The organism is Bifidobacterium sp. N5G01, assembly GCF_002742425.1.
In the GTDB taxonomy this organism is placed as follows: Bacteria; Actinomycetota; Actinomycetes; order Actinomycetales; family Bifidobacteriaceae; genus Bifidobacterium; species Bifidobacterium hominis.
In genome coordinates, this window is the sequence record NZ_NJNP01000002.1 from 450316 (window position 1) to 463141 (window position 12826).

10 protein-coding genes are annotated in these 12826 nt (G+C 55.1%); 3 read left to right on the forward strand and 7 right to left on the reverse strand.

Annotated elements, in window-relative coordinates; genetic code table 11:
- The first annotated feature begins 37 nt into the window (after positions 1–37).
- The gene (rlmB, locus tag CE168_RS05505; RefSeq protein WP_099571454.1) at positions 38–1039 is read left to right on the forward strand and encodes a 23S rRNA (guanosine(2251)-2'-O)-methyltransferase RlmB; all 1002 of its coding nucleotides are present in this window, start codon (positions 38–40) and stop codon (positions 1037–1039) included.
- Between the two features lie 407 nt (positions 1040–1446).
- Here rlmB and CE168_RS05510 read toward each other — a convergent pair whose 3' ends face one another.
- Both CE168_RS05510 and CE168_RS05515 read right to left on the reverse strand, forming a co-directional pair.
- On the reverse strand, positions 1447–2856 hold the full coding sequence (locus CE168_RS05510) for a DUF4032 domain-containing protein (RefSeq protein ID WP_099571455.1): 1410 nt from the start codon (positions 2854–2856) through the stop codon (positions 1447–1449).
- A gap of 383 nt (positions 2857–3239) precedes the next feature.
- The gene (locus CE168_RS05515; RefSeq protein ID WP_004220968.1) at positions 3240–4367 is read right to left on the reverse strand and encodes an ABC transporter ATP-binding protein; all 1128 of its coding nucleotides are present in this window, start codon (positions 4365–4367) and stop codon (positions 3240–3242) included.
- Positions 4368–4684: 317 nt separating this feature from the next.
- Between CE168_RS05515 and CE168_RS05520 the strand changes: the two genes are divergently transcribed.
- The gene (locus CE168_RS05520; protein WP_180753713.1) at positions 4685–5401 is read left to right on the forward strand and encodes a LytR/AlgR family response regulator transcription factor; all 717 of its coding nucleotides are present in this window, start codon (positions 4685–4687) and stop codon (positions 5399–5401) included.
- 89 nt (positions 5402–5490) lie between these two features.
- The gene (locus CE168_RS05525) at positions 5491–6834 is read left to right on the forward strand and encodes a sensor histidine kinase (protein ID WP_099571515.1); all 1344 of its coding nucleotides are present in this window, start codon (positions 5491–5493) and stop codon (positions 6832–6834) included.
- Between the two features lie 233 nt (positions 6835–7067).
- On the opposite strand, the gene CE168_RS05530 is transcribed toward CE168_RS05525, so the two are convergent.
- The 5 genes from CE168_RS05530 to CE168_RS05555 form a co-directional block, all read right to left on the reverse strand.
- Complete coding sequence (locus CE168_RS05530; RefSeq protein WP_099571516.1) at positions 7068–8405, reverse strand: chloride channel protein; 1338 nt, start codon at positions 8403–8405, stop codon at positions 7068–7070.
- Between the two features lie 76 nt (positions 8406–8481).
- Positions 8482–8823 carry a DUF4143 domain-containing protein gene (locus CE168_RS05535; protein WP_236824333.1) on the reverse strand — a complete coding sequence of 114 codons (342 nt, stop codon included), beginning with the start codon at positions 8821–8823 and terminating at the stop codon, positions 8482–8484.
- A 515-nt stretch (positions 8824–9338) separates the two neighbouring features.
- Positions 9339–10127, reverse strand: a complete 789-nt coding sequence (locus CE168_RS05545) for a hypothetical protein (protein WP_003835811.1) — start codon at positions 10125–10127, stop codon at positions 9339–9341.
- Positions 10111–11094 (reverse strand): class C sortase, encoded by a 984-nt coding sequence (locus CE168_RS05550; protein ID WP_003835808.1) that lies wholly within the window; start codon positions 11092–11094, stop codon positions 10111–10113. Before CE168_RS05550 ends, CE168_RS05545 begins: the two co-directional genes overlap by 17 nt.
- An 80-nt stretch (positions 11095–11174) precedes the next feature.
- Positions 11175–12782, reverse strand: a complete 1608-nt coding sequence (locus CE168_RS05555) for a SpaH/EbpB family LPXTG-anchored major pilin (RefSeq protein WP_099571458.1) — start codon at positions 12780–12782, stop codon at positions 11175–11177.
- Positions 12783–12826: the final 44 nt, after the last annotated feature.

Sequence of the window (12826 nt, forward strand, 5' to 3'; positions counted from 1 at the left end):
AGCCGCTTTTCCCGGGGTGCTGGGAGAATGAACAACTATGGCAATGAAAAAAGGACCGACCAAGGGGTCGGGTGGAAAGCATCGTAACTCGCTGAGAGGCAAGGGGCCAACTCCCAAGGCCGAAGACCGGGTGTATCACAAGGCTTACAAGGAAAAGCAGGCTACCAATCGCCGTAAGATGGCGGATCCGCGGCTGGCAGCACGCCGTCGCGCGGCAAAGTTCAGCTCGGAATCCGATGATCTCGTTATCGGCCGTAATGCCGTGCTCGAGGCGCTGCGCTGTGGTGTGCCCGCAAGCACGCTGTATGTGGCCGCGCGCATTGAACATGATGACCGCACGCGCGAAATCATTCGTCTCGCCGGCATTCATGGACTGAACCTCATGGAAGCCGACCGTTTGGAAATGGATCGTATCGCACGCTCCTCCAACCATCAGGGCGTGGTGATGAAGGCGCAGCCGTTCCAGTATTCCTCGCTCGCTGAGCTGGTGGAACGCGCTGACAAGAAGTCCCGCGCCATGGAAGCGGCCAACTCCGCAAGCGCACGCATTGCGGCACGTCCGCTGTTCATCGCGCTTGATGGCGTCACCGATCCGCAGAATCTGGGTGCGGTCATCCGTTCCGCAGCCGCATTCGGCGCCAACGGCGTGATTCTGCCGGAACGTCGCTCCGCTTCAGTCACCGCAGCCGCATGGAAGGTGTCCGCAGGCGCAGCCGCACACATGCCGGTCGCCCGCGTGGTAAATCTCACCAAAGCCATTGAAAGCCTGAAGGAACGCGGATACTACAGCGTCGGCCTCGACGGTGGCGGTGACGCCCTCGTTGGCGAAACCGGTTTCGAAACCGACCCGCTGGTCGTAGTGCTCGGTTCCGAAGGCAACGGCTTGAGCCGTCTCGTACGCGAGGCATGCGATTCCATCGCAGGCATTCCAATGTCGAACATGGTCGAGTCACTGAACGCTTCCGTCGCAGCAGGCATCACGCTGTATTCCGTCGTACGTGCCCGCCGCGAAGCCGGTGCCGCAGCCGACGCGAAGTAGACAACGCGCAAAGCAACAGCAAGCACAGCGAAACTGCGGAAGCAAACACGGCAAAGCAGCACGTCTGAAATGATTATGAGCGGATAGTCCATACGGATTATCCGCTCATTTGTTATGCAAGTCTGTACTTGGATTGATCCGGCGCTTCTGCAGACCTACTCTCCCACCATCGCTCTCTCGCAGTATATGTCTCACTTTCAAAAGTCAAATATTTTTTGAGTTTTGAAAGTGGGAAGGTGATTAGCGTAGCAAAAAGCGGAGGATCAAGATCCTCCGCTTGCGTTCGACTGTCAGTATGCCTCCGACCCTGCAATTAAGGGTGTGCTACGCGCAGACTCAATACCGTCTTCGTTCGGCTACCGCCTCACTCAGGACACATTGGAAAAGCTCCACTGGCGCTTTTTCCATCAATGTGCCCATACAGCTGCATCGGGATCGTCGTCGGGGTTGTAGCCGTCGTCAGGATCGTCATAGGTGTATTCGTCGTCGATCACACCGGAATCGGCTTCGGCGTTCAGGGCGGCCACATCCTTCGTGGTGAGCTTGTACTGCGGAAGAACCTTGTCCACATAGCTTTGCACAGCCTCGGCCATCGGCACATCATGACCGGCACTCTCGGCCAGGAACCAACGGTGGTCAAGCACCTCATGGAAGAACTGCGCCGGTTCGATCTGCGAACGGTATTCGCGCGGAATCATGCGCACGGTCGGCTCGAACACTTCACGCATCCAATCGGTGGCAACAATCTCAAGATCCTCACCATCACGCCATGTGGAAGCACGGTAGGCATCCAAATCGTTGAGAAGTCGACGAGCCTGATTCTCCTGCACATCAAGACCAGTCAAACGCAGCAGCTTACGATTCGCATAACCGGCATCGACCACACGCGGACGCACCAACACACGCTTGCCATCCTCAGCGGTCTTCATTTCCAGCTCATCCACATCAAAACCAAGCTCATTCAGCTTGTTAACGCGCTTCTCAATCTTCCACATCTCATCCGGACCGAACTTGTCGGTATCAGTCAGCGCGCTCCACAGCGAATGATAACGATCCACCAAACGGTTGCCGATCTCAATCTCATCAACACCGCTCGGCAGCAGCGAACCGGACGAAAGATCCATCAATTCGCCAATAATGTTCGTACGAGCCAAATCAACATCGTATTCGCGCTGGCCTTCCGTCAGGTTAATCTGCAGATCACCGGTTTCCGCATCAACCAAAAATGCGGAGAACGCGTAGGCATCACGCAGGAACAACACGTTCGACAGCGACACATCGCCCCAATAGAAGCCGGCCAAATGCAAGCGCACCATCAGCACAGCCAGCGCGTCGATCAGTCGTTCCGCGGTATCAGGGCGCAGATTACGCGCGAACAGCGCACGATACGGCAGTGAGAACTTCAAATGCTTGGTAACAAGAATCGCTTCCAGCGGCTCGCCTTCACGGCTATGACGGCCCGTGACCACGGCAATCGGCTGCACGGTCGGCAGTTCCAGCTTCTGCAGGCGACGCAGCAGCTCGTATTCTCGTTCCGCCACATTGCGCGTGATTTCCTTCATGGCGTACACTTCGTCGCCCACGTGCACGAAACGCACCACGTGCCTGGAAATACCACGCGGAAGATTGGCCAGCAGGTCTTCCGGCCAAGTAGCCAGCGGCTTTTCCCACGGCAGGGTGAACATCTTCGGATTCGAGCTTGCGGCGGTGATTTTCAGCGCCTGCGGCTCCGGAGATTGTGCGGCCGGATCTCCGGCCTGCACGGAAGTTGCTTTCAGCACACGGGGATCCATCTGTGGCAATTCAAGAGATTCCATGAATCAACAATTTACCTGTTGACCTACCCGAAGAAGCGAATATGGACGAATCCGTTTCACCTGCCGATATTTCATTCATCAATATGCGATGATCATCATTGAAATTCCAATATCGCATTTCATTTGAGATTCCACCATTGCAATCTCAATAATAGAATCTCACTACAGGAAAACAAATTTCACTATTGCAGATACAACAAAAGAAGCCCCGCACCAACGCGGGGCTTCTCCAACGAGACGGTAAGAGAGGAAGAGTACGTCTCGTTTAATGGTTGACGGAAGTTCGCGCTCCCGCCAAGTTTTTATTCAGCCACCCGCCAGCCGATTTCCGCAAAGGATATCCCCCTGGAGAAATAGCCAACGGTTGGTTACTCGGTATCAGCTCAGTTCAGGCGCAGCTCAGTCGACGGAGCGAACAGGTGCATCTTGGACGGGTCGATCTTGATCTTGACGGTATCGCCGACCTTCGGGAGAGCACGCGGGTTCACGCGGATCGTGGTGAGCTTGTTCTGGTCGGACATCATGGTGGATGCCTCAGCAGCGGAGCCATCGGTGATGATGTTGCCGTAGATGTAGCCATCGGAGCCCAGATCCTCAACGTTCATGACCTTGAGGGAGAAGGCGTTAGCGTCATCCGGGGCGGCCAGGGAAGCGTCTTCCGGACGGAAGCCGACGACGATCTGGTTGTTGTCTTCAGCGGTGAGCTTGTTGACAGCCTCAGCCGGCAGATCCACGGTGTCTTCGCCGATCTTTGCCTTGCCGTTGACCACCGGGTGGGTGTTGATGTTCATCGACGGGGAGCCGATGAAGCCAGCGACGAAGACGTTGGCCGGACGATCGTACAGCTCGGTCGGGGCGCCGACCTGCTGCAGGACACCGAGCTTGATAACGGCGATGCGGTCACCCATGGTCAGAGCTTCGGTCTGATCGTGGGTCACGTACAGGGTGGTGACGCCCAGCTGGCGCTGCAGAGCAGCGATCTGGGTACGGGTCTGCACGCGGAGCTTGGCATCGAGGTTGGACAGAGGCTCATCCATGAGGAAGACCTTCGGCTCACGGACGATTGCACGACCCATAGCCACACGCTGACGCTGGCCACCGGACAGAGCCTTCGGCTTACGATCAAGGTACTCGGTCAGGTCGAGGATCTCAGCGGCCTTCTCGACGCGCTTGCGAATCTCTTCCTTCGGGGTGCCGGCGATCTTCAGAGCGAAGCCCATGTTGTCGGCCACGGTCATGTGCGGATACAGGGCGTAGTTCTGGAACACCATTGCGATGTCGCGGTCCTTCGGCTGCATCGTGGTGACGTCCTTGCCACCGATGAGGATGCGGCCCTTGTTGACCTCTTCAAGGCCAGCGAGCATACGCAGAGTAGTGGACTTGCCGCAGCCAGACGGGCCAACCAGCACCAGGAACTCGCCGTCCTTGATGTCCATATTCAAATCATCCACCGACGGCTTATCGTTGCCCGGGTAGATACGAGTAACATGGTCGAATACGACTTCTGCCATGATTTGTCATCCTTTCAGAGGCAGGTACGTGCCTCACGATCCGTTGTAAAGGGATTTTTTCGGTGCCTCGCCTTGTGGCTTACAACTTCGACAAAGCCACAATTCAAAGCGTTAATTTATTTCTTTGGTCTAGCGAAGGTTCTCTTCGTTGAGCCACGTTCTATGATACATACAACAACGAGACTGTCAATGCGTGTCGCGAGTCGAGCTGTTTGTCTCCGCTGACAAAAAGGGGTTAACGACGTAGTAAATACACGCATTTATCGCCATCATGCAAGACAATGGTGCGGAGCGAAAGACAGGACAGGGAGGTTGCAATGCGCAATATTCGAATCGGCGTGGTCGAGGATGATCCCGCAAGCTGCCAGCTGGTACTCGACTATCTCAACCGATATCAACAGGAAAATGGCGAGCAATTTACCGTTTCCGTATTCGACGACGGTGCGCGAATCGTAGAAAAATATACCCCCGTTTACGATATTTTACTGCTCGACATCGAGATGAGCGAAATGGACGGTATGGCCGCCGCGAGACGCATCCGCGAGCGCGATGACAAAGTCGTGATCGTGTTCATCACCGCTGCACCGCAGTATGCGATCAGCGGGTATGAGGTGCGTGCGTTGTCGTACTTGCTTAAACCTCTACCATGGTTCGCGTTTTCGCAGGAGCTCAAAAAGTCGATCGACATGGTGCGACGCAATGGCGATGATTCCATGCTCATCGAAACCGGCAACGGGCAGATGCGCCTGAATCTTGCCGACATTCTGTATCTTGAATCGATTCGGCACACCATCGTCATCCACACGCTGGAAGGCAAACTGTCGATCAATGGCACGCTCAAAGACATGGAAGCCAAGCTTACCGACCATCATTTCTTCCGCTCGAACTCCTGCTATCTGGTGAACCTCAAGCATGTGACGGGCGTTGCCGACCAAGATTGCGTGATGTCGAACGGTGAGCAGCTGCGCGTGAGCCGCCCACGCAAGAAGGCGTTCCTGACCGCACTGACCGACTATATGGGGGGTGGCAGGTGATCGGCGCGGTATTGCCGAATATGCTGGCCGGATTGGCAAACGCACCTTTCGTGTCTTCCACCACAATAACCGTGCTTTCGGCGCTGTCGATGACGCCGATCACCAACGCACTGCCCGATATACCCCGTTCATATACGGCGATCTGCGAATGGGCCGCTTGCATGGTGTATATCGCGGTGCTGTATCGGCGCGTTCCACTCCAGCGGTCGATCATCGTCAGTGCGGCCGGACTGCTGCTGCTGATTGCAGTGCAGTATTTTGACGGCAGTATGCCGATCTGGTTCTGGATTATCGGCATGCTGCTCGCCTTCGCCTGCATGTATGCGACGATTCTGCTTGGCGCGGGCACCGGCAAGCGCGAAGGCCTGTACATTACGGCGCGCGCGTTCGTGCTGGCCGAATTGGTAGCGTCACTGCATTGGCAGATCGTTACGTTCATTGGCGTGCGAGATGGTTTCGCTGATTACGATTGGCGTGCGATCGCGCTGCTGGTCGTTACGTATGCATTGTGCTTCAGTTTGGCTTGGCTGGTTGAACGCGGCAATTTCAGCCAGACCACGCCGACTTTGCCGACCGCTTCCGCCGCGATTGCGACGATGGCCATCATGATTGTCACATTCGCCATGAGCAATTTGAGTTTCGTATCGACGAACACGCCGTTTTCCGGTTCGGTCGGCCAGGAGATTTTCTACATTCGCACGCTGATTGATTTCTGCGGTTTCGCGATTCTGTACGCGCAGCAGGAGCAGGCACGTCGCATCGAAGCGAACACGGAACTTGCGTCCATCAACGCGCAGTTGGAAAGCCAGCATCAGGAATACCTGCAATCGAAGGAAAATATCGAATCGTTGGGCCGCCTTGCGCACGATCTGAAGCATCAGATCACCGCATTGCGTGCCGAAGTCGATCCGAAGCATGCCGCGGCCGGCTTCGAGCAATTGGAGCAATCCGTGCAGCGCTACAGCGCGCAGCAACATACGGGAAATCCCGTGCTTGACGTTATTCTGACCACGAAAGAGCGCACGTGCGCCGATCGCGGAATCACGTTCACCGCGGTCGCGGACGGATCACTGTTAAGCGGCATGTCGTCGATGGATATCGCGTCGCTGTTCGGCAACGCGCTCGACAATGCGATCGAAGCGACGTCGAAACTGCCGAAACGTGAACAACGACTAATCAAACTTGCGTTATACGAGCAAAATCACTTTATCGTCATCCGTGTTGAAAATTATTACGATTCCCGACTGAAGAAAGATGCGGAAGGCAATTTGCGCACCACAAAGCGCGACGACCAGCACCGGCACGGATTCGGTGTGAAATCGATTCGCCACATCGTGCAGCAGTATGGCGGCGAAGTGACGATCCGCACCGAGGACCACTGGTTTGTGCTAACCGCGCTTATTCCGCGAAAAACCGGCCTTATGGCCATGTAAACACAGCGTCTGAGTCATGCGGACCTGCGAGACCACGCACGACTCAGACGCTGTGTTTGGGTGAGATTTGAGCGGCTTGGACGACTTGGAAGACGATTCCACTAGTTCTCAGGGTTTTGCGGCGCGGCGTCGCCACCCGCTTCACCTTCATCATCGGGCGCTCAGCAGCGGCCACCCGTATGCCAACCCCTAGTTTACCGTCTAATGCACCCTTGCATGCGCATTCTTCTCAGTTAGCATTTTTTAGCACTTTTCGATAGATGTACAGCGGCAAGCGGTCCGCCCAAACGGCTTGCGACGAACGCACTGACCGCAACCGCGAAGCCAATGGGCACAAACAGATTAATCGGAGCATCCGCAAGTTCCATCACCAAACAAATCGCCATAAGCGGAGCCTGCTGGGACGCAGCCAACAGCGCGCACGCACCCAGCAGAGCATACATACCAATCGAATTCGTGTGGAATATCTGCATCCATAGAATGCCAAGCAACGCACCCCCCGAAGCACCGAGCGCAATACCCGGCTGCAACACACCACCGGAAGCGCCGGAACGGATCGTCAACAGCGTAACAATCGCCTTCGCAAGGAATGAAACCAACAAAATCGGCAGCACAGCCAAATCAACGTCGGACGAGAAACTCAACTGCGCGGTGGCGCGACCATTGCCCATAACCTGCGGCACCCAAATCGCCACCACACCGGTCAGCAAGCCAACGAGCGGCAGCATCCACAGAATGCCAACGCCCGACGGCTTGGATTTCTCAGCCCACTGCGAGCCGCGACGGAACAGCGCGCCGGCAACGCCGAGAATCATGCCGGCAACCAGTGCGAACGCCATGTAATCGGGGGTAAACAAACCGTCGGTTTCACCAATCAAATAGAACGTGTGTGTGCCCTTGACCAGCGACGCCACCCACGAAGCCAGCGCGGAACAGGCGAATGCGAGCGTCACCGTTTCGAGGGTTATATCGGTGAGCAGAATCTCGACCGCGAAAAACGTGCCCGCAAGCGGCGCGTTATACACGCCCGCAAGGCCAGCCGCAGCCGTGATCGCCACTAGCATGCGAGTGTCTTTTGCGTCAAGATGCACCCAACGCGCGAACCGTTGACCGAACATCGCGCCCAACTCGCGCGGCGCCACTTCTCGACCGATCGACATGCCCGTACCGACAATGAAAATCTGCAGCAGCACATGCACGACGGTCTGCCAAATCGGCATAATATCGCCATTTACCGCCTTTTTAACGGACGGCACTTTCGTGCTGCGCGTACGCAACAGCCACCAAATCACGGCCGCGATGGCCGCACCCGCGGTCACGGAAATCAGTCGACGAATCGCAGGAACATTGAACGGGCCGGATTCTTGCGAATTCTCAACATAGCCAAGTGCAAGATGCTCGACGCCGTACAGCATCAACGTCAGCAGACCGGCGGCCGCACCAATGGCCACTCCCACAATCGCCACCGCCGCAATCAACGCCGGAATTCTGCCGATCTTTGGTTGCGTTCCTTGAGAATTCTGCGACTCCTGCGATTCCCGTGTTTTTTGCGATTCCTGCGATTCCCGCATCTGCCGCACTCCTTGCACACCGTCTCCTTCGTTCAATTCATTCCCCAATTGTCCCATCTGCCGCAGCATTCGTTTGTTACGCCCCAAGCGTGGCGATCGGCAGCACCGGAATACCATCATCACGACGGTATGCAATATCACCACGCCCGACAATAAACGCCATGAATTCAGGCTCACGAACTTGAGATAGAGGATTTCCGCACACTTTTTCTTTGAAAGCATGTAGTTTGTCTACATTTTTCTCCGTGACTTTCAAATCGCTCAGCTTAATCTCCACCGCAGCCCAGCGACCATCCACCAATTCAAGAATCACATCAACTTCAAGACCTTTTTCATCCCGATAATATGCGATTCGATTCGCACCACCCATCGATTCGAGATACACGCGCAAATCACGAATCACCAATGTTTCAAACAAATCTCATACTGAATCAGAGACAATAATGATGACGCTCTCAGCTTATCCAGCACAACTCATTGCACATCATTTGATAGGGATTACTGCGAAAGCTGCATCTTTAGGTCATCGACTTTTAATTCCAAACGTCTGATATAAAGCGCCTGTCGACGGATAATCAAATCACGCATATCATTTCCACCGGTTCCAGGGTTACCTTCATTCGTGCGACTGGAAGTAACCTCAGAATCGGGGAGATTCACTCTGTCTACCGTGCCTGGATCTTCTATTCGTATTGTCTTCCTCCAACGATGCATGCACCGTTCAATACGCTTTTCGCCTATCGACTCAGGACCGAGCCCCGCTTCACGGAACAGCACAGTGGGAGATTCACCATTTTCAGCACTCGAAACGCATTCACGCTTGAACCACTCTGCATATCGGATACGTGAACCAGTAATACTTGACTGCAGACAGCGAAGCCAGATATTGTGCTTGTTCCGGAGAGAATCGTTCGTCGCTCATGCTTACTTTTTTCACTTCATCGTGCAATCATCTGTATGGGATTTGCCGGCCGAATTGACGTCCCGTATGCGGCGCCTCATGCGCAATCTGAACAAAATGAACGCAACAAGTAACATGAGCCCCGCTGCCGCAGCAATGCTGCCTACGGCGGCACCCGTATGACCGATAAGGCCAGGATTGCCAGGCTCCTCGCTCGGGTTATTTTCGGGCGGGACAACAGGAGTTTCAGTGCTAAATTTCGGCTCTACTGTGATGTTGAGATCAGCGGATGTGTCTCCACTGCCAGGAATCGAGATGAGGAACGGATCACAGTCGTATGCTTTGTTGGCTTTCGCCGAGCTCGTGCGGGAGACCAGATATAGGCCGAGCGGCAGATTCTGGAAAGTGAGCTGACCAGCTACGTTAGTGGTGCCGGAATGCTGGTACAGCTTGTTTTTCGCCGCGTGCGTAGCGAGCTTCTTGGCAGCATCGTGATATTCACTTGATGTCAGGCGTTCCCAATCGGCAGTGAGCCCGGAAAAATCGCCGACGGTTTTATATGAGGAGACGCTACCATCATTGTTCGTTGTGACGGTGGCGACGCGCACGATGGAATAGGTATCGCCGACAAGCAATTTAGGCGAAGCCGTGTCTCGGTCCCATACGGCATTGATGGTGAGAGCGCCGAAAGAATTAGCTTGCGCATACGGCACCATAGAGCCGAAGGCTGCAAGAACAGTGAGGACGATAGTAACGGCGGCGGCAATCATGTCAGCAATGCGCGCCGCACCATATTCGCTTCCGCTATGCAGGTCTAACATGTCTGCCCGGTCCTTTCCGCCGTGATGAATGTGATTGGTTATTTGTACTGTCTGGCTGAGGAGGCAAGTCACCGTCCGGCTCGATATCCGCAGAGTCAGAATCACCAGATGCGACCTTGGCGCTCCCACTCTGCCGGCGTCGCCGCTCATGACGCTGCCATAAATGCCATGCGATGAGCAAGGCAATCAGTGCAAGAGACGGCAACAAGTACTGCAGCGGAACGTCCACGTGGAACGTGGATTTGGCGTCATCCTGCTGCTGCGGCGCGTATGGGATGCGATGGCCGCGCACCAGCAGCCGATGCGTATTGACCGCATACGGCGTACAAGTGATGAGCGTGACCAAATCCTTGCCGGGCTCAATTGCCAGTTGTTTGGTATTGGTCGGCAGAACGGTAGTGATCTTATCGACCTGATACGCATACGTGTCTTTAAGTATTGTGATGTAGAACTTGTCGCCTTTTTTCATAAGGTTCAAGTCCGTGAACAGTTTTGCCGTGGGCAAGCCCCGGTGGCCAGACAGCGCCGCATGCGTGGACGCGCCACCAACTGGCAGTGAGGTCTGTTTGAGATGTCCGATGCCGGATTGCAACACTTTCTCGGAAGTGCCGTGATAAATCGGCAAGGTCTCCTCGAGCTTAGGCACAGTGATGTATCCCATCATGCCGTCACCGTCAATATTGAGCAGACTGTTGTATTCCTCGTCCGTGGATGCGGAATTGACGGCACTGGCAAGAGCGTCGGTCTCTCCTGCATCGTTCTGGGCGAGCTTTTCGTTATAGGCGTGCGCAGCATCCAGCACCTTCTGGTACTGTTCCTGGCTCAATGCTTCAACGCTGGCGTCGTAGTTATTTACGGCGCGGCTGGCGTTGCGCATAATGAGGAAGTTGCTGATCGTCGGATAGAACAGAATGAGCATTCCACCGAGAATGACTAGTAAGGGTAGGATGTTGCGCAGTCGTTTCATCGAGCGTTCTTTTCGCGAGGAAACCGTGTTGTGGGCGTAGCGGGTGTGTGCCCTTCACGCCCAAAACACGGCCATGCTCGTCAGGCGTTCTTGCGCTTGAGAGTCCAGGCAACGCCGAGCGCGATGACCAGCACACCAATCACCGTGAAGGCGATGGTACCCATGCCACCAGTGCCAGGCAGGATAGCACCGGACTTGTTCTGGACCGGGATGACACCGTTCGATGCGGTCTGGTCGTAGTTGCTGCCATTGTTGTTGTTGTAGGTGATGGTGACGGTGGCAATCGTGGTGTCAGTGCCGTTGTTCTGGCCATTAACCTTCACGCCGATGGCGCTGGCGAGCTTGTTGTAGCCGGCCGGTGCTTTGGTCTCGGTGAGCGTGTACTCGCCGTTCTTCAGTCCCTGGAAGACAACCTTACCGCTTGCAGGAGTGATGATAGTCGTCGTCGCACCTTCCTCACCAGTCTTAGCTACACGGTATACAGCGTTCGTGGTACCGTCACCGGCACTGACTTGCACGAAGCTAATAGCGGTGCTGTCGGTGTCGTTCTTAGGTGCGAGTGTGAACTCAGCACCAGCAAGTCGGCGGGCTTTATCAGTATATTCGTCACCAGTGTACTTATCGACGGTGAAGCCATAAGTGAAGACGCGAACCTTGCTGGGTTCAGACTCACCGGTTTCATTGGTGCTCGGGTTGTTGGAGTACTGAATCTTTGCGGAGTTGGTGTTACCAGCACCGCCCACAACAGCATTCTCGTTCAGCGTGGCCGTGTAGATGACGGTGATCTTCTTGCCGGCATTGGCCTGCTGCTTGGCCTTGAAGTCCTTCATGGCGACAGTAAGCGTATTGTCGGAGACCGTAGGAGTGGTGACGGTGTAGTCAGTGTTCACGGTCAGTGGATTAGTCACACCTTCGACCGTAACGGAAGTGACTTGTCCAAAGGTGAGGCCCTGAGACAACGTATCCTTGAAGTTGAAGGTGTAGGTGTCATAGGCGGACATGTCTGGAATGGTGGAGGTCAGGGTGAAGGTCAGGGTATCACCGATCTTCGCGTCAGTGGCGTCCTTACCAGTGCCGTCTACCTGTACCTTCTTGTCGACGGTAGGCAGGTCGCCCTTAATGTCGGTATTCACATTGGTGCTATCAACGGAAACTAGCGTGGCGTATTGACCACTGGCGTTGGCCAAGGTCGCACCCGGCACAGCGACCACGTAGTAGCCGTAGTCGAGATCAGTGAACGTCGCAGTGTAACTACCGTTCGTGGCATCGGCAGATACCATAGCGGTCGCGTCAGCCGTGATGCTGTTGGTCTTGGTCTGCGCCCAGTTCGATGCCTTGGTAGCGAAAGCAACCAAGTCTTCATCCTTCAGCTTGGATACGTAGTCGTTTGCTTTATCGTTGACGTTCTCGTCGGTAGCACCAGTTAGTCCGGAAGCAGTGGAGTTCTTGAAGAACGGCTTCCACTCGTCAGTCAACGTGTAGGAGACAGCCTTGCCGTCACCGCTCACGGTGGCGGAGAACATCTTGTAGGCGTTCACGGTCTTACCGGCGAACTTCGCGTCAGTAGTGCTGACCGTCAGCGTGGCATTATCCGCTGCGTTGGCCGTGGCGACTGTCGTCGCAGCCAATCCAAATACGGTGGCAATCGCCGCGGCGGCAGCGAAAACCTTTTTCATCAGTGATTTCATTACTGTTCCTTTCTCTAAATGGAAGTCTTTTCTGTTTGGCAGGT